Here is an 18,354-nt window from a genome sequence, read left to right on the forward strand (position 1 = left end):
GAGAAAAAATGCCAATATCCTACTATTTTCTCTAAATTTCCACATAGAAATGTTTTATACTATTAAAGTATGAGTGAATTTTTAACAACTTGGGGAGGAACAAATGATCATCAAAAAGAAAAACATCAAAAAGTCTTTTGCATCTTTTTTGGCTTTTGGAATGGTATTTGCAGGTATGTCAACGGGAGCGAAGGCGGCCACATATGAATTGGATACGATAGATTCGTTTCAGCCGGCCCCAACAGTTACATATAAAAAGCAACAGCAGAATAGTGGCAGCATCGAACAAATGGCGGATGTCATGGAAATCGATGTTTCTGAACAAAATACGACCGTTCAATTAGGTCTGCCGACACCTTATCCGAGGCTCGGTACCTTGAGCAGTCAGGCGCAGGCGGTGAGTGGAGAAGGGAACCGTGTTGTCGGAGGCATTAACGGATCGTTCTTCCACTTTTTGACCCAGAAACCCGCTTATATGGTGTCGAAAGGTCAGCGAATCATCACGATGGGAGCCGTTTCTCAACAGTCGAATGATTTCATGTACACACCTGCGGCTTTCGGAATGAATGAAAACGGAGATGCGATGACGGGTACATACGAATTGGATATGGAGTTTACTCATGATGGAGATACTCAGAAAGTCGACTCCGTAAATACATCTCGCGGTGACGGGGAAATCATCCTGTACACAAGCTCCTACGGAAAAGAATTTACGAAAACAAATCCGTATGGCTATGAAGTCGTCGTGACAGGTGTAGATAAGACGGTCGACGGCGGAGAAATGAGCTTCGGCGATACGATTTCCGGTACGGTGAAAGCGAAAAGAAGTTACGGAAACAAAGATTGGGCAGAGATTCCTGATGATGGATTCGTTCTATCATTTGGTGGCGGTCAATTGGCCAGCCGATATCAGGATGTGCAGCCTGGAGATTCAATTGAACTGAAGATTGATGTCGATGACCCTTGGGATGATTCAGAGTTCATGCTGGCAAGTGGTCCTATGCTTCTTCAAAACGGGAAGGTCGATTTGACCATCGATCTAAACAGCCCGAAAGTGACGATGCCGCAGCCTCACACAGCAGTAGGTACGAATGCTGATGGAAGTAAAGTGTATTTTGTCACAGTAGATGGACGGAATAGTGTAGCGGACGGAATGAGACTCGATGATTTTGCCCGTTACCTTCAAAGTCTCGGAGTCTATAATGCTGTCAATCTCGATGGCGGGGGATCAACTTCGATGGTTGCGCGTAAAAAGGCGTACATCTATCCTTCTGTCATGAACAGGCCTTCTGATGGAAGCGAACGACGGATATCAACAAGCTTGATGGCGGTGATTCAGAATCCGGATGAACGTGCTAGTGAAATCAGCTTTTATAAAGAAAAACAAGGTCAGCTTCTAGAGGGAGCTGAAGTGAACGTCGGGCTGAGCTACGTGCTGGATGAGTACTTTACGTACTTGGAAGACGTCGACGCCGATGATATCGAGTGGTCTGTAGAAGGCAATGTCGGCCGTATGGAAGGGACAACCTTCGTTGCAGAGCAGGCTGGAACAGGGCAAATTGTAGCAGAATATGAGGATGCTGTTGAAAAACGCGACATTACCGTTGTGGATGAAATCGATCGTTTTGATATTGCACCAGGAGATCTTCAAATCGGAACTGATACGAAGCAGACCTTTACGTTCGAGGCAGCAGACGCAGACGGAAACCCGATCATTTTACCAGAAAATGCAGTGAAATGGTCCGCAGATGCTTCAGTCGGAACGATGAATGATAACGGAACGCTTACAACAGGCAGCGAAGAGACAACAGGAAGTATTACGGCAACCATCAATGGTCAGTCTGTTTCAGCAGACGTACAGGTAGGTGGCGATACGGTCGTTCTCTCTGACTTCGATAACGCGGGTGACTGGTCTGTAAGCACTGTTCGTTCTTGGGGCCAAGTTCGCGGAGCTCAAGGCTTTGAGCCGATTGCAGAAGGAAGTTCTTCCTTAAGACTTGATTACAACTTCCGTACGGGAGGAGCTGGAACATCCGCAACGTATGCCGTTCCGGACGGAGGCATCGACATCCCTGGTAAACCGAATCACCTTGGCTTGTGGGTGTATGGCGATGACGCTGACCACTGGCTACGTGCCAGAATTGTAGACGGTGAAGGAAACAGTTACGCAGTGAACTTGACCGAAGAGGATCAGTTGAACTGGAAAGGCTGGAAATACGTCGAAGCGAAACTACCAGACGCAGCCGCTCTTCCGTTGAAACTGGATCAGATCTATATCGCAGAAACGACAGAGTCTGAGAAAGATAAAAACGTATTATTCCTGGATCAGTTAAAAGCCTTCTATGATGATTCGAAAGATGATGTAGAGGCGATGAACTTACCTGAATACGACATCTATCCGACGAATAAGACGTGGGAAGTAACCTTCAATACACGCATGGATGAAGATTCGTTTACGAACGAGAACATTTATGTAACGAACCATCTGGGGAATAAAGTACCTGTAACAGTTGATTTGAACGCTACGAAGCGGGTAGCTTACATTTCAGCAGAGAGCGGAGATTTCCTGAAGGATCACTTGTTTGAACTTGTCGTAACAGATAAGCTCGAATCAGCCTATGGATTGGAATTAAAAGAGTCCCGTACAATGAGATTCATGACGAGATAAAAGAAAGAAGAGGCGTACCTGATGAGGTGCGCCTCTTCTGAGGAGGATAAGTGGGGAGAAAGCCTTCTCCCTGCGCCTTTCGTTCTATTCAGGCACTTTACAACATGATTAGAAAAACTTATGATATAGTGGGGAGGTTAAGGAGTCATGAAGAAAAAACAAATGAGTGTACGTCTTGAAGAAGACTTATATCATAAATTGGGGAATAAGACGGAAGAGCTAGGCGTAAGCAAAAGCGCATTCGTCTCTTTAGCATCAAATTTCTTCTTACACCAGCTGGAGCAGGCTGAGAAAAGTGCCAACGGGTACAGCGTGAGTGTATATGATATACTTAAGAATAATTTAGAGCAGCAGTACGAGAAAAAATCATAAGATACAAAAACGTTTAGGGCGGCGCTCTAGGCGTTTTTTTTGTTTCCTGTCTTTGTTTCCGATCATCGATTATCTATTCGGGACAGATGACTCGCGAATCATAGCTTATCAGTCCTATAAATCTCTAAATGGGACATGCGTCGCATCACACGAGTAGCTCATAGTCCCATAAAACTTTAAATGGGACAGGCGTCGCATCACTCCGGCAGTTCATAGTCCCATAAATCTCTTAATGGGACAGGCGTCGCATCACTCCAGCAGTTCATAGTCCCATAAAACTTTAAATGGGACAGGCATCGCATCACACGAGCAGTTCATAGTCCCATAAATCTCTAAATGGGACAGGCATCGCATCACTCAAACAGTACACAGTCCCATATCTATTTAAATAGGACTGCCCCAGCGCCAACGAGGCCTTCTCTGTCCCAATCCTTCATTTCTACCAAAAAAAGAGTGAAGGCATCTAAAGTCCTTCACTCTTTTAACATCAGATTATTCTATTGAATCGGGTAAGCTTTCCACTGACTCAAATCATAGTCTTCTTTCAATACCATGTCTTTCGGGAAAATGAACGTCCATGGTTTACTTGTGTTGGCTTTGACCTCGAAGTCGTTCAGCTTGAAGCCGCCTTTGGCGATGATGTCTCCATTTGCGTCCTCGACTTGGAGCGGAAGCTGCTGCAGGTTCAGGTTTTTCTCACTGCCGTTTCGGATCAGCATCGTTAAGTGGAGGTTGCCTTCGTCGGACTCAAGGATTTTAACTCCCATGAAATTAACTTCTCCGGACTTCGGGGCGTTCAAGTTATCGACGAACTGCTCAAGCTTCGAAATGTCATCTTCAGCCATCGACTTCTGCCAGCTCTCAGCCAAGTCCAGCGAGTGCTTGCGAGGCGTCTTGCGCAGTTCGAAAGCAAGTCTCCAGCCTTCTGTCGGAAGCTCTTCAAGTGGCACGAGCAAATCATTTTTGTTGAAAATGAAAGCGTGCGGACGGCTTGATTGAGCTGGGAGTTCTCCGAGCTTCGATAAATCGAATTCCTTGCGTGCCAGTTTCTGGCCGTTTTCGCTGACGAGCAGCAGGCTTGTCTGTTGGAACGAGATCTTTTTATCTAAAGAGTTACGAACGAACGCACCGATGGCAAGCTCTGGATCGAGCTTTTTCATCTCATATCCGGCAAGGGAGATCTGTCCCGGCTTGAGCGGGGGATTGTCGTTGTTCATAAATTGATAGACGTACGTTTCCTCTTCGGCAATCTTCCAATCCGGATGCAGAGAAAGTTCTGTCTCTACGAGCTCATCGGAACCCGTGGACTCTTCACCTTCGAAGAGTTCGGATGCCGATACGGTTGAATCGTTGGAAGGATTCGTATTTTTTTCTTCTGTTCGTTTACGTTTGAATAGGTTAAACATTACTGACTCTCCTTCGCTTTTCGGTCTTTTCGCTTATAGATCGCTTGAACGAAGCGGGCTAGTTGAAGAATCATGCCTTTTTTCATTTCAAAATACGTATGGTTGAATACATCAAGTCCATCGTTCTGGTACAGTCTGAGCGGGTCTTCCTGTTGATACTGTCTGATGCCGACGCCTTCTTTCAATCGGTTCATCATTTCTAAGTGACGAATGTACTGCTGATCCAGAACGGCTAGAGCAGCTTGTCTCAAGCGGTTTTGCAACATGCGGTACTCTTCGAAGGAAGCGAGTTGACCCTGATAGCCTTCCGCGACTTTCTGCGCATACTCCCGAACGTCCTCGACGTCTTCGATTTTCTTCTCCGTCAGGTGCGTCTCCACACTCGGAGCGGCACGGTTGAATTCTGTTTCCAATTGACCAAGAGACCAGTCTTCTGGAACGACCGTATCTGGACAGTACTTCTCAATCAGCTGTTCGAAGTAGCTCGGAATCATTGGAGAAACGATGCTGATGATGTCATCTTCGTTCAACAGACGATCACGCAGCTCATACACCACTTCACGTTGATCATTGACCACGTCATCAAGCTTCAGCGTGAATTCGCGGATGTTGTAGTTGCTTCCTTCACTGATTTTCTGAACAGTATCGATGAATTTGGTCAAGTCTTTGTTTAAAATAAGGCCGTTCTCGTCCGTCTTGATGGACTTCTTCTTGCGTTCCACCTCGTCCTCTGCGAAGCGGTGCATCATATCGTCATCAATGGAGATGATGAACTGGGTCGAACCTGGATCGCCTTGACGTCCGGAACGTCCCTTCAGCTGGTTATCGATACGACGTGCCTCGTGGCGCTCAGTACCGATGACATGAAGCCCGCCGAGCTCCGCTACGCCTTCACCAAGCATAATGTCGGTTCCGCGTCCTGCCATGTTGGTCGCGATGGTAATGTTATCTTTCTGACCGGCTAACGAGATGAGGCGGACTTCCTGCTCGACACTCTTAGCATTCAACAGTTCATAGGCAAGTCCTGCTTCATCCAAGTATTCAGCCACTTTTTCTGATTGGAGGATCGACGTCGTTCCGATCAGAATCGGCTGGCCGGTCGCGTGAATTTCTTTGACTTCATCAACCATCGCTTTATATTTCTGTTCTTTCGTCATATACACTTTGTCCGGGTGGTCGACACGGGCGATCGGTTTGTTGGTTGGAATCTTGACAACGTCCATCCCGTAAACCGTCTGGAACTCTTTCTCTTCCGTCTTCGCGGTACCGGTCATGCCGGAGAGGACCGGATACATACGGAAGTAGTTCTGAACCGTAATCGAAGCCTGTGTTTTATTTTCCTCCGTGATCTCGAGGCCTTCTTTCGCTTCGATGGCCTGGTGAAGACCGTCTGAAAGCGTACGACCTTCCATCATGCGTCCCGTGAACATATCGATCAGCTTCACTTGACCTTCGTGAACGATATAGTCGACGTCACGTTCGAACATGACGTGTGCGCGTACGGCTTGGATGACGTAGTGGTAAAGAGTCTGGTGCTCGAGGTCGAACAGGTTTTGAATCCCGAAGGCGCGCTCCACTTTGGTCATGCCCTGTTCTGTTAAGCTGACTCCTTTTGTCTGTTTATCGAATGTATAATCTTCTTCTTCCTTAAAAGAACGGCCGAGTCTTGCACAAACTTTATGTAGGTTTGCACTAGCCATTGTCTTACCTGCAATGATCAGCGGCGTTTTGGCTTCATCGATCAGGACACTGTCGATCTCATCGATGATGGCATAATGGTAAGGGCGTTGAACGAGTTGGTTCTTCTGCTGCGCCATGTTATCGCGCAGGAAGTCAAAACCGAATTCGTTCCCGATTCCGTACGTAATATCTGCCAGATACGCCTGCTTCTTTTCTTCCGGGCTGATTTGAGGGACGTTCAGTCCGACTTCAAGCCCTAGAAATTCATGGATAGGTCCAATGGTCTCAAAGTCACGGCGGGCTAAGTATTCGTTCACCGTAATGACATGAACGCCTTTGCCTTCAAGTGCTCGTAAATAACTAGGAAGAGAGGCGACCAATGTCTTACCTTCACCTGTCGGCATCTCTGAGATGTTCCCTTCTGTAAGCACAAGACCTCCGATTAATTGGACATCGAAATGGCGAAGACCGATGACACGCTTCGACGCTTCCCGCACAACCGCGAAGGCTTCATGCTGAATGTCGGAAACAGTCGCTCCGTCTGCCAGTTTTTCCTTGAATTCCGTCGTTTTTTGACGGAGTGCATCGTCCGAAAGCTGTTCGATTTCTGACTCCCATTGATTGATTTGCTCAACGGATTTTCTATATTTCTTCAATTGTCGTTCGGTTTTGTCCCCGAACACTTTCTTCATTGAATCGATCATATTTTGACGCTCCTTGAAGTAGTAATCACCAAATATTAGTTTATCATGAATTTGCGTGAAGTTACTAGACTACGAGCGAAGGTTTTAATAGGTAGAGAGTCTCTACTTGACAAAATCCCCTATCTTTTTGCCCAAATCTACTAAAACGTCTAGAAATCCGTGTGTGGCTCATGGTATTCTAAGAGAAGTGAAAATTGCATACTATTGGAAATTGATGATAGTCAGTGGCATTACTAGAAATAGGAGGATAAAGTGAATGACAACAAGAAGGTCACTCGTCGCAATTGTCGGTTTGTTGGTTATGCTTGTGTTTCCGTCCGTCGCGAAAGCCGAAGTTACCCATATTAATATGGGAGAAGAAGATGGTGTAGACATACATAAAGATTGGGATATCAACTTTAATGAAGGTGTCGAAATCGTGGAGGACAGTCTCTCGGAAGTCAATATTGTCGTAAAGGATCAATATGGAGATACCGTTCAAACCCCTGAAGCCTATCTGAAGGACGAGAATACAATCGTTGTTCCGGCTCCGGAAGATGGCTATAGAGGTGGAGAGAAATACAAGCTTTACGTTGGGAAATCAATTGAATTTGAATCAGGGGCTGCTATGCAGGACCGTTATATGAAGACCTTCTACACGGAAAGGGACGTACTTGCCCCTGAAGTGCCTGAAGGAGATGTCGTTTCATTCGGTACCGTAACCTCTGATACCTTAAATATAAGAAAAGGTCCAGATTCAGGTACAGAAAAGCTGGGTGCGTTCGTTGAAGGCGACCGCGTCGAGATTTATGGATTCGATGGTTATTGGGCCGAAATTCAATACAAAGGCGAAACAGGTTATGTTCACAAAACATATATGAAGTTACGGGCCCCAACGGGTGGAGTGCTTCAAGACCAGATTATTATCCTTGACCCGGGTCATGGGGACCATGATGGAGGAGCTTCCGGTCATGGAGGTTTAGAAAAAGAAGTCAACCTGGACGTATCTAAGAGAGTGAAGAAACTGCTGGAAGAAAAGGGTGCAGATCCGATTATGACAAGAGAAACAGACACGTTCTTAGAGCTTTCTGAGCGTGCCGAATTTGTTGATGAGCATAATGGAGACCTCTTCGTAAGTATTCACTCAAATGCTTATCTCTCTAGTGCAAAAGGGACAGAGAGCTTCTGTTACATCGATAAATCTTCAAATGTAGAGGAAGGTTGCTTACTTGCTGAAAAGATACACGAGCAAATCGTGAAAACAGTAGGGATGTATGACAGAGGCGTTCATGAAGGGACTCGCGGAGGTTTCGGAGACTTTCACGTCATTCGAAATACTCACACACCATCTGTTCTTGTTGAATTAGGATTCTTAACAAATAGTGGAGATGCAGAGAAATTAACATCAAACTATTATCGTGATTTATTCGCTAAAGCAATCGTTGCAGGGATTGAAAACTACTACAAAGAACCGGTTCAATAAAAACCATCAGAGACCAGGCAGAATACCATTTGTCTGGTCTCTTTTTTTCAAGTAAGCATTCTATAAAGGATAGGAGTGGAAATGATGTCATTTAAAGAGTACATATTCGGGCTGATCGCCTTTTTAATCGTAGTTCTCGTTCCATCCGTGGCGCAGGCGTCCGTCACACACGTCAATATGGGGGAAGCGGATCAAATTGATGTTCATAAAGATTGGGAAGTTGCATTTAATGAAGGAGTAAGGATTGTAGAGAGCAGCATTACGGATGCCAACATCGTAGTCAAAGATAATGAAGGCAACAATGTAGACATTCCAGATCCTTATGTAAAAGAGGACGGCCGTGTCATCGTCGTACCTGCACCTGAAGAAGGGTATAAGGGTGGCCATACATACAAACTTTATGTAGGGAAAACCATTGCCTTTGAATCCGGCAAAGAGATGGAAGACCGTTATATGAAGACGTTCCAGACCGAGTGGGAGATCCTGGATCCACCATCTCCTGGAGACGATATCGTTTCGTACGGAACAGTTACATCTGATACACTGAATATTCGACAGTATCCAGGTGAGGAAGCCGATTCGGTCGGTTCTTTCAAAGAAGGGGACCGTGTCGACATTTACGGATTTGACGGCTACTGGGCTAAAATTCTGTACAACGGAGAGCCGGCATATGTGCATAAGACGTATATGAAGCTCCGCGCCATGACAGGAGGCGTCCTGCAGGATCAAATCATCATCATCGATCCAGGACACGGTGACGGCGACCCTGGTGCAACAGCCAATGGCGGTCAGGAAAAAGAAATCAATCTTGATGTTTCAAAGCGTATCCACGAACGTTTGAAGGAAATGGGGGCGAACTCCATTATGACACGTGAAGATGACTCGTTCTTAGCTTTGTCCGAACGTGTAGAATTCGCTGATGAGAACTTCTATGACATGTTCGTCAGTATCCACACGAACGCGCTGCCTGGAAGCAGTGCGAACGGCACAGAGACGTTCTGTCACGGTGGTAAGGCATCCAACCAGGAAGAAGGCTGTCTGCTTGCAGAGAAAATTCACGAGCAGATCGTTGCCAAAACGAAGATCAACGACCGTGGTGTGAAGGTCAGTACGCCGGGCACGTGGAACGACTTCCACGTCATCCGAAACACGACAACACCTTCCGTACTCGTTGAACTTGGATTCCTGACACATTCCGCCGATGCAGAGAAGCTTTTGTCCGACCATTATCGTGACCTCTATGCAGATGCAGTCGCAGAGGGCATCAAGAACTATTACTTGGCTGAAATAAAGTAAGTAGACAACGTTCTACGAAGTCATATTACAAAAGTGTTGCAAACCCTCTAATCATGTTTAACTTTTTTAATAAAAAGGTAATCGAATATTAGTGAAAAATATCTTATTCAAAAGGCAAACTTATGCTATAATCATCTAGAATTAGCTTTCACTAATAATAGAAACTTATACAGAGAAGATGGAAAAAACTATCTGATTTACATCGAAGTCGGAGAGGACATACTAAACCTGAGGAGGGTCTTTATGGAATATAAGGCCTTGTTGTTCTGCTTTATCGCTTCCATTTTAATTACGCCGATCGTAAAGAAATTGGCCATTAAAATCGGGGCAACAGATCAACCCAATCAACGAAAAGTGCATAAAATCGTCATGCCCCGTCTTGGCGGTTTAGCGATATTCTTAAGCTTTGCAGCGGCCATGCTTATATTCTTCCCACGAAGTGAGCTGACGTGGCCGGTACTGATCGGTGCGACGATCATCGTCATCACCGGGGTACTCGATGACTTGATCGAGCTTTCGCCAAAACTAAAGCTCGCCGGACAGTTTCTTGCTGCCGGAATCGTTGTAAGCGGCGGTGTCGTTGTCGAATTCATCAACCTGCCTTTCGGTGGACAGATCGATTTCGGGTATTTGAGCATCCCGATCACGCTGATCTGGATCATCGGGATTACCAATGCCATCAACCTGATTGACGGATTAGACGGTTTAGCGGCTGGAGTATCATCCATCGCGCTTCTGACCATTTCAGGAATGGCGATTACGATGGGCAATGTGTTCGTCGTCTTTGCCGGGCTGATGATGCTTGGGTCGACCGTCGGATTCTTAATTTACAACTTCTATCCGGCCAAAATCTTTATGGGAGACAGTGGATCCTTGTTCTTAGGATTCATGATTAGTGTGCTCTCTTTGCTAGGGTTTAAAAACGTCACGCTATTCTCTTTCATTATTCCAGTCATCATTCTAGGTGTACCGATTTCGGACACGCTGTTCGCGATCGTTCGACGAATCATTCAGAGAAAGCCGGTCTCAGCACCAGACAAATCACACTTGCACCACTGTCTGCTGAACCTAGGCTACACGCACCCGGAAACGGTTCTGATGATTTACGCAATGGCTGCACTATTTAGTCTGGCAGCTGTTATCTTCACAAAAGCGACAATGTTCGGAGCAATCTTCGTGATTGCCTTCCTCTTGATCATGGTCGAACTGATTGTCGAAATGACAGGTCTGATCGGCAAGGATTACAAACCGATCTTGAATTTGATACGAGACTATCGCACGCGCAGATAATCACTAAAGCTTTCCCAGCATTCGTTGGGGAGGCTTTTTTTATGGCTTGAACCTCTGTCATTTCCTCGGAAATATCTTGAGCATTCGACTTTTCCCGCTATTTCGAGAGATATCAACTAAAGGACTATTTCAATGACACTAGTGAACCGATATAATGGTTGATAGATTACTAGCGGGGAGGAATACAATTGAAAAAATGGCTAATGAGTGTTCTACTGATCACTTTTTCCATTTGTTCATTCTCAAGCTTCGTCCTGGCAGATGCGAGTGTGGACTTGAGAGAAGAACAAATCAACGTCGCTCCGGATAAAGAGTGGACGATTACATTTAACACGCCGGTGATGGAGGAGACCGTGACATACGAAAATGTTTACGTTTTAGACAAATCGACCGGAAACTATGCGGATATCAAACTTGATGTCGTAGAGGATGGTACGAAACTAATCGTTAAACCGACTACGAATTATCCAGTAGACAACTCGTACGTTTTACATATTTCAAGTGATGTAAAATCCGTTCAGGGTGAACTGCCGATGACGCAGGCGGTCGAGCTTCCGTTCTCCGTTTCAAAGGAATACCAGATCGTCGAGATGCTTAGCACACCGGCAGATTGGAATCTTGGTACGTCTTATGATTCATTAGACGAAGCGGTTGATGCCGCAAGCACAGATGGAACAGAGGCAATCATTCGTAACGGAACAATGGTTTGGGCGCCTGTAGAAGGAACGCAGCTGTTCTCAAAAGGCTTTACCAACCTGTTTAAAGATGAGAGCCTTTCAAGTGACCCGAAAAACAGTTATGTGAACGGAAATCAAGAGATGATGTATTTGGAGTCTACAGAAGACGCGGTGAAAGTCAACGTAGCAGGACAGGAATATTACATCTCTCACAACAATGCTTCTTTTGTAACGGAACCTTTCTATGAAGGAAAGTCCTACTATGAAAATGTAGGCGGCGATCTTTATCATCGTCTATATTTGAATGGCATCCGTGCTTCTTATAACTACGGCGCGGCACCGGAAAATATGGAAGAAGGGGAACAGGTTGAAAGCTTGGACGGAAACACCTTCAAGGGTGAGAAGTTCCTGTTCTTTAATGACTTGGACCTGCGTAAGACATCACACTATAACGCAGATCAACTGGATCAGTATTTAGAAGAAGCGTATCCGGAGTACTTGGATAAGGAAAACCGCCTTGTCGGACTCGGAGAAGCGTTTATCAAAGCGGAAGAAGAGTATGAAGTCAATGCCCTGTACTTGATGGCTCATGCCATTCACGAGAGTGCATGGGGGACAAGTGCGATTGCACGCGACAAGAACAACCTTTTTGGCTACAAGGCATATGACGGAAGTGCGTATGACAGTGCTGCCACGTTCGAGACGATGGAAGAAGGCATCTCCTTTATCGCCGAAGAAGTGCTGGACAACGGCTATTTGAAAGAGGGGACGTTCCGCTATAACGGAGCCTACCTTGGAGACAAGTCCGGCGGCATGAACATCAAATATGCATCCGACCCGTTCTGGGGACAGAAAATCGCCGGTTACATCTACCGTGCCGACAAGTTCCTTGGTGGTTACGATGCCCAGCTGCTTGAAGAAGATTATGAAGCCGTGAAATTCCCGACAGTCGATGAAGAGGAAGAAGAAGACGGTGAAGAAGAAGAAAGTCAAGATGACGGTAGTGGCGACAATTCTGATGATGAAAATGCAGAAGAGGATGCTCCTGCTGAAGATGACACGGAAGAAACAGTGGTAGAAGAAACGAAATAGATCTCGTTACGAAAGCTCCCTTGCTTGTTGGCAGGGGAGCTTTACTTGTAGAGAAAGGTTCTGTACGGAATGGGGTGTTCAGTGGGGTGGAAAATAACTCGCTTTCCACGGGGGACGGTGAGCTACCTCCAGCTGCGCTGTCGGGGATCTCACCGTGGTCCGTGCATCCCGCAGGAGTCTCGTCATTTTCCACCCCACTTTGCTTAAGTAGTGATACAGAACCTTATTCTAATTATGCTGTCTGTTTTACACTATGTGCAAACAGAGCTCTTGAAGTACTACTCTATTTTCATCTTGATATATATGATATCCACCAACCAAAAAAAGAGCGTGCTGAGGTCAGCACGCTCTTGCTCTTTACATAGAGTCCTCATCATCACCGTCTTCGGCGAAGGAGTTCATGTTGTCATCATCCAGGTTCTGTTCTCCGATTTCAAGGTGGGCGCGGAGTTCGTCCCGTGTATCTGTGAGGCTGTCGTCTTCTACAGCGTAATACCAAATATCATTGATATACGTGCCTTCCCCGTCTAACTGCATTTTATCAAATGTCAGACCCTGCTTTTGGAAAAAGTACTCTTTATAAGCGAGCATTTGGGAGAAGGATAAGTTGGTACTTAAGTTATTGTTGATTGACTGAAGAATATCGCCGACTTGATTCATCGTGCTTGGCGTCATCGATTGTTTGATCATTTCCTGGATCAAGTCCATCTGACGCTGGCCGCGGGCAAGGTCGCTGTCATATTTACGCGTTCTTGCAAGGGCGAGGGCTTCTTCGCCGTTCAGCGTCTGGTATCCTTCCTCAAGTTCGATCGCACCGTGCATGTCCCGGCTGTTTTTCTCTGATATATCAAACGGCACGTCATACTCAATGCCGCCCATGGCATCGACAACTTCTGTGAAGGATGTGAAGTTCAAGCGGACATAATAATCGACAGGGATATTCAGCATTTCTTCCACCGTCTCTACTGTGGCGTCAATGCCGCCGAAAGCGTGGGCGTGTGTAATTTTATCTTCATAGCCGACTTCTGGAATGTACGTGTAGGAATCTCTTGGGATGCTGAGCATCTTGACGGATTTATCGTCGTCGTTAAAGGTGGCAAGCACTAACGCATCGGATAAGGCATTACGTTCGCCGTCCGTGTCGCTTGAGCGTTTGATGCTGTCGTCAATTCCTACAAACAAAACCGAAGTGTGGTCTTCGCCGGGATTGACGACTTCGACCCTTTTCTCTGACTTTTCACCGCGGTCCAATTCTACGTGTGAATCAGTAGCGGTTTTCTCAACTTGGTCGGTGACATAGGCTGCATATCCGCCTACGGCACCGACAGCCGTAAGAAAAATGAACGCAGTCGACCAAAGGAAGATTTTGAGCTTATTGTTCTTCATGGGTGGTTTCTGCTCCTTCATTCCGAGGTGACATCGAATTCCACATAAGATGAATCACCGTGCGTTATTTTAGCTTGGTTACTCGTCAAGTTGATGATCCAGTCCTCAAATTCCTGTTCAAGTCCACTCTCTACATATATTATTAATTCCACATTTTCCAAATAATTAATCGTATCCAATGTGTACTTCGACTGGCGGACTTCATTTTCCAGTTTTCCGAGTAGGTGGTAAGGGACGGTCACTTTGATTTCCTTCATCAGCTGGCGACGGACGACACCCGTCGTGTCAATCGCTTGAGAGGCGGTACCTCCGTACGCACGAATTAACCCGCCGGCTCCGAGTTTGATTCCTCCGAAGTAACGAGTTACGACAACGGCTGTATCTTTCAGCCCTTTTTTCTTCAAAACTTCAAGCATCGGCACACCAGCAGTTCCGCTCGGTTCGCCATCATCGTTCGCTTTCTGTATCAAGTCATGCTCGCCGATCATGTAGGCGGAGCAGTTATGGGTTGCATCATTATGTTTTTGTTTGATTGTCTGTATGAATTCCTGTGCTTGTTCTTCCGTCTCACATCGCTTTACATAGCCGATGAAACGGGATTTCTGTATGATTACTTCTTCTGATCCTTCAGGTTTTACGGTATAATAACTCTCTAGCATGATATGATTAAACCTCCTAAACTCTAATTATATAACCGTCAGCTGATTTCGGCAAATCTAGAAAAAATTCGCAAACAATCAAAAAAATGAAGAAAAACACCCCCACAAAATGACTTAGGTCAATCGAATGAGTGTGTGTGAATATTGATGGAGGGACTTGTGATGACGGAAAAAAAACTTGGTGACAAAGCCCTTGATTATATCATTAATGAGATGGTTGACACAGTCACCAACAGTAAAGATGAAATTTTTCAAATAAGCGAAGATTCCAGAAATGAATTTGAGAAACTGAGCAAGGAATTGATGGAAACGAAGCGACAAGTCCACAAGCTCATTGATGAAGGCGACAAGCTCCAGCAGAAAGTGAAATTCTCGCGGATGCGGTTGTCGGAAGTGAGCAAGCAGTTCCAGGAATATTCCGAGCAAGACATTAGAGAAGTATATGAACAGACGCATGGATTGCAGATGGACCTGTCCATGACGAGAGAAAAAGAGAAACAGCTGCGCGAACGCCGCGATGATTTGGAATTACGCCTGCGCAACTTGGAAGACACCATAGATAGAGCCGAAGCGCTTGGCGGGAAGATCTCCGTTGTGCTGAATTATCTGACCGAAGACTTCAAGCAAGTGTCAGATGCTCTAGAAGATGCAAAAGAAAAGCAGCAGTTCGGACTTCAAATCATTGAGGCGCAGGAAGAAGAGCGCCGCCGTCTATCACGGGACATCCACGACGGACCAGCCCAGATGCTGGCCAACGTCATGTTAAGATCCGACCTTGTCGACCGTACATATCGGGAGCGGGGGATCGAGGAAGCCATGAGAGAAGTGAAAAGCTTGAAGAAAATGGTCCGTTCGGCTCTCTATGAAGTCAGACGAATCATTTATGACCTTCGCCCGATGGCATTGGATGACTTAGGACTTATTCCAACATTGAAGAAGTACATCGCAACGATGGAAGACTACAACGAAATCAGTATCAATTTTCAGTCCTTCGGCAAAGAACGCCGTCTAGAAACGAAGTATGAAGTGGCTCTGTTCCGCCTGCTTCAAGAAGCGGTACAAAATGCCATCAAGCACTCCGGAGCCTCTGAAATCACCGTCAAAGTCGAAATGACGCTGCAAAGCACGATGATCATCGTCAAAGACAACGGCAAAGGGTTCGACCCGTCAGAGAAAAAAGAGCAGTCGTTCGGCCTCGTCGGGATGCGTGAACGCGTCGACATGCTGGATGGCGAATTGAACATCGATTCAAGCCCCGGTGAAGGGACCATTGTGACGATTCAAATACCAATTAATGGATGATTGTATAAAAACTATGTAATTGGGCGTGAATCGTTTATAATATGGGAAAAGGATTAGAAATAGGACGTATGGAGTGACTCCCATACGAAAATAGAGAAAAAAGTATAGGTGAGGGGACAGAAACCCCAAAAAGGCAAAAGATCATATAGGAGGAAGAGATCATGACGACAAGAATAGTTCTGATTGATGACCATAAATTATTCCGCGAAGGCGTTAAAAGAATATTAGACTTTGAATCTAGTTTTGAAGTAGTAGCTGAAGGAGACGACGGATCATCCGCCGCCCAGCTCATTGAACAATATATGCCGGACGTCGTGTTGATGGACATCAACATGCCGACTATGAACGGCGTGGAAGCAACAGCAGAAATTACAAAGAAATTCCCGGACATGAAAGTCATCATCCTATCCATTCACGATGATGAAAACTACGTAACCCACGCATTGAAGACCGGTGCACAAGGTTACCTGTTGAAAGAAATGGATTCCGATGCCCTGATCGAAGCGATCAAAGTGGTAGGAGACGGGGGATCTTATCTTCACCCGAAAGTGACGCACAACCTCGTCGCTGAATACCGCCGCCTTTCCGAAACGAACGGCAACAACGCGTACCGCACGATCGAGTACCGTAAGCCGCTTCACCTTCTGACGCGACGCGAATGCGAAGTCCTTCAGCTATTGGCTGATGGAAACAGCAACCGCGGCGTTGCAGAATCTCTGTATATCAGTGAAAAAACGGTTAAAAACCACGTGAGTAACATTTTGCAGAAAATGAACGTGAACGACCGTACGCAAGCCGTTGTGACGGCGATTAAAAATGGCTGGGTCGAAGTGATCTAGTCAGGAAGGAAGGCCTGAAGAGGAAGTGCCTCTTCGGGTCTTTTTTTGTTTTGGGAAAAGGTAGAGAGAAAGCGCCTCACGTCCGTTTTGGTTTTGCTGAGAGGCTGAAACGGTTGGGAGAAGAATTCTCGATGCGTCTTTGAGTCCAAATCCGGATCAAAACAGCCGCGAGCGCCATGCTCACGACCGTTTTTCGAAAACGGCCTGCACCAACCCCACTTGATTCGTAATTTCAGATGCAAAAAGGGCGGGGTTCATGTAGAATGAGAGAAAACGCATAGAAAATGAACGCATACATAAAGTGAAGTAAAGAATATAGGGAGTGACCGAGTATGAAAACGGCGGTGCTGACAGATAGTACAGCGTATCTGCCCCGGAAAGTCCGGGACGAAAAACATATACATATGGTGCCTTTGAACGTCATTTTTGGACATGAATCGTACCAGGAAGAAGTGGATCTGAAGGCCGATGATTTTTATGACATGGTCAAAGAAGGTGGCGATCTTCCGAAGACGTCGCAGCCTTCTACGGGTTTGATGGTTGAAAAGCTGGAAGAGCTCGCGAAAGAGTATGATGCGGTCGTTGCGGTTCATTTGTCGAGCGGCATCAGCGGGACGTATCAAGGCATGGTGACAGCAGGCGACATGGTCGAGGACATCAACGTTCACGTGTTCGACTCCGAAATCAGCTGCCGGATGCAGGGCTTCTACGCACTCGAAGCGGCAGACATGGCGAACAACGGCGCGACTCCTGAACAAATCATGGAGCGCATGAACGAAATGAAATCGACGATGAGTGCCTACTTCATGGCGGACGACCTTTCCCACCTGCACCGTGGCGGTCGCTTGAGCGGAGCGCAGGCGTTTGTCGGCGGTCTTCTGCAAGTGAAGCCCGTTCTTCATTTTGTCGACACGAAAATCGTTCCGTTTGAAAAAATCCGTACCCGGAAAAAAGCGCTGAAGCGGATCCGCTCCTTATTCGAGGAGACGATCCAGGACGGCGGACAGTATAAAGCATGCCTGATTCACGCCAACCGTGAAGAAGAAGCGGCTGAAATCATGGCCGAGCTTGAACAGTACGACAATGTCGAAGTCGAAATGAGCTACTTCGGCCCTGTCATCGGCACCCACCTCGGCGAAGGCGCCATGGGCCTCGGCTGGTATCGCAAATCCTAACATCAAGAGCCTGTTTGTGAGACTCAAACAGGCTCTATTTTTTAGATGAGGAAGTGATGCTTTGAAACATGCTGGTAAACTACTACTCTCCCAAGAAATTCCTCCAGAAGAACTCCACGAATACACCCCTGTTCCTTCTATTCAAAAGAAATCCTTCGGTCATCAATGCCTGCGATGCGGGAACACGAAATCCTATCTCTTCGGCCACATGCCTCACGCCGCCTGCGGCAAGGAATGTCTGTACTGCCGTCAGTGCATCCAGATGGGCCGCGTCATCGAATGTGAACCCTTATACGAAGCGGACCCAGGCTGTGAGTGGCCCCGTTATCAAGAGCCTCTTCAGTGA

Annotated in this window: 14 protein-coding genes; 10 read left to right on the plus strand and 4 right to left on the minus strand. The window is 46.3% G+C overall.

Annotated elements, in window-relative coordinates:
- Positions 1-148 precede the first annotated feature (148 nt).
- Both LCM20_RS13155 and LCM20_RS13160 read left to right on the plus strand, forming a co-directional pair.
- On the plus strand, positions 149-2,668 hold the full coding sequence (locus LCM20_RS13155; RefSeq protein WP_225195937.1) for a phosphodiester glycosidase family protein: 2,520 nt from the start codon (positions 149-151) through the stop codon (positions 2,666-2,668).
- A 147-nt stretch (positions 2,669-2,815) separates the two neighbouring features.
- Complete coding sequence (locus tag LCM20_RS13160) at positions 2,816-3,040, plus strand: hypothetical protein (RefSeq protein ID WP_225195938.1); 225 nt, start codon at positions 2,816-2,818, stop codon at positions 3,038-3,040.
- Positions 3,041-3,537: 497 nt separating this feature from the next.
- Here LCM20_RS13160 and LCM20_RS13165 read toward each other — a convergent pair whose 3' ends face one another.
- Positions 3,538-4,446, minus strand: coding sequence for an accessory Sec system S-layer assembly protein (locus tag LCM20_RS13165; protein ID WP_225195939.1), 909 nt, complete (start codon positions 4,444-4,446; stop codon positions 3,538-3,540).
- Positions 4,446-6,830, minus strand: coding sequence for an accessory Sec system translocase SecA2 (gene secA2 / locus LCM20_RS13170; RefSeq protein WP_225195940.1), 2,385 nt, complete (start codon positions 6,828-6,830; stop codon positions 4,446-4,448). Before secA2 ends, LCM20_RS13165 begins: the two co-directional genes overlap by 1 nt.
- 256 nt (positions 6,831-7,086) lie before the next feature.
- On the opposite strand from secA2, the gene LCM20_RS13175 reads away from it, so the two are divergent.
- The 4 genes from LCM20_RS13175 (at position 7,087) to LCM20_RS13190 (ending at position 12,647) form a co-directional block, all read left to right on the plus strand.
- The gene (locus LCM20_RS13175) at positions 7,087-8,292 is read left to right on the plus strand and encodes an N-acetylmuramoyl-L-alanine amidase (protein ID WP_225195941.1); all 1,206 of its coding nucleotides are present in this window, start codon (positions 7,087-7,089) and stop codon (positions 8,290-8,292) included.
- 84 nt (positions 8,293-8,376) lie between these two features.
- Positions 8,377-9,588, plus strand: a complete 1,212-nt coding sequence (locus LCM20_RS13180; RefSeq protein ID WP_225195942.1) for an N-acetylmuramoyl-L-alanine amidase — start codon at positions 8,377-8,379, stop codon at positions 9,586-9,588.
- A 243-nt stretch (positions 9,589-9,831) separates the two neighbouring features.
- Positions 9,832-10,878, plus strand: coding sequence for a glycosyltransferase family 4 protein (locus LCM20_RS13185; protein WP_225195943.1), 1,047 nt, complete (start codon positions 9,832-9,834; stop codon positions 10,876-10,878).
- 188 nt (positions 10,879-11,066) lie between these two features.
- A complete protein-coding gene (locus tag LCM20_RS13190) occupies positions 11,067-12,647 on the plus strand; it encodes an N-acetylglucosaminidase (RefSeq protein WP_225195944.1) in 1,581 nt (526 codons plus the stop codon).
- A 357-nt stretch (positions 12,648-13,004) separates the two neighbouring features.
- On the opposite strand, the gene LCM20_RS13195 is transcribed toward LCM20_RS13190, so the two are convergent.
- Positions 13,005-14,033: an LCP family protein gene (locus LCM20_RS13195; protein WP_225195945.1), complete on the minus strand. Its 1,029-nt coding sequence runs from the start codon at positions 14,031-14,033 to the stop codon at positions 13,005-13,007.
- 17 nt (positions 14,034-14,050) lie between these two features.
- Entirely contained in the window at positions 14,051-14,692 is a 642-nt protein-coding gene (locus LCM20_RS13200; RefSeq protein ID WP_225195946.1) for a YigZ family protein, read from the minus strand.
- Between the two features lie 162 nt (positions 14,693-14,854).
- On the opposite strand from LCM20_RS13200, the gene LCM20_RS13205 reads away from it, so the two are divergent.
- From LCM20_RS13205 to LCM20_RS13220, 4 genes are all read left to right on the plus strand, one after another.
- On the plus strand, positions 14,855-15,994 hold the full coding sequence (locus LCM20_RS13205) for a sensor histidine kinase (RefSeq protein WP_225195947.1): 1,140 nt from the start codon (positions 14,855-14,857) through the stop codon (positions 15,992-15,994).
- Positions 15,995-16,155: 161 nt separating this feature from the next.
- A complete protein-coding gene (locus LCM20_RS13210) occupies positions 16,156-16,833 on the plus strand; it encodes a response regulator (protein WP_225195948.1) in 678 nt (225 codons plus the stop codon).
- A 332-nt stretch (positions 16,834-17,165) separates the two neighbouring features.
- Positions 17,166-18,008, plus strand: coding sequence for a DegV family protein (locus LCM20_RS13215; RefSeq protein ID WP_225195949.1), 843 nt, complete (start codon positions 17,166-17,168; stop codon positions 18,006-18,008).
- A 61-nt stretch (positions 18,009-18,069) separates the two neighbouring features.
- Positions 18,070-18,354, plus strand: a complete 285-nt coding sequence (locus LCM20_RS13220; protein WP_225195950.1) for a hypothetical protein — start codon at positions 18,070-18,072, stop codon at positions 18,352-18,354.

The sequence above is a fragment of the Halobacillus litoralis genome, from assembly GCF_020171725.1.
Lineage (GTDB): Bacteria > Bacillota > Bacilli > Bacillales > Halobacillaceae > Halobacillus > Halobacillus litoralis_F.

Excerpts from the sequence above, each read along its gene's own strand:
- LCM20_RS13160 (WP_225195938.1), top strand. The coding sequence starts at position 2,816 with ATGAAGAAAAAACAAATGAGTGTACGTCTTGAAGAAGACTTATATCAT.
- LCM20_RS13165 (WP_225195939.1), bottom strand. The coding sequence starts at position 4,446 with ATGTTTAACCTATTCAAACGTAAACGAACAGAAGAAAAAAATACGAAT.
- secA2 (WP_225195940.1), bottom strand. The coding sequence starts at position 6,830 with ATGATCGATTCAATGAAGAAAGTGTTCGGGGACAAAACCGAACGACAA.
- LCM20_RS13175 (WP_225195941.1), top strand. The coding sequence starts at position 7,087 with ATGACAACAAGAAGGTCACTCGTCGCAATTGTCGGTTTGTTGGTTATG.
- LCM20_RS13180 (WP_225195942.1), top strand. The coding sequence starts at position 8,377 with ATGTCATTTAAAGAGTACATATTCGGGCTGATCGCCTTTTTAATCGTA.
- LCM20_RS13185 (WP_225195943.1), top strand. The coding sequence starts at position 9,832 with ATGGAATATAAGGCCTTGTTGTTCTGCTTTATCGCTTCCATTTTAATT.
- LCM20_RS13195 (WP_225195945.1), bottom strand. The coding sequence starts at position 14,033 with ATGAAGAACAATAAGCTCAAAATCTTCCTTTGGTCGACTGCGTTCATT.
- LCM20_RS13200 (WP_225195946.1), bottom strand. The coding sequence starts at position 14,692 with ATGCTAGAGAGTTATTATACCGTAAAACCTGAAGGATCAGAAGAAGTA.
- LCM20_RS13205 (WP_225195947.1), top strand. The coding sequence starts at position 14,855 with ATGACGGAAAAAAAACTTGGTGACAAAGCCCTTGATTATATCATTAAT.
- LCM20_RS13210 (WP_225195948.1), top strand. The coding sequence starts at position 16,156 with ATGACGACAAGAATAGTTCTGATTGATGACCATAAATTATTCCGCGAA.
- LCM20_RS13215 (WP_225195949.1), top strand. The coding sequence starts at position 17,166 with ATGAAAACGGCGGTGCTGACAGATAGTACAGCGTATCTGCCCCGGAAA.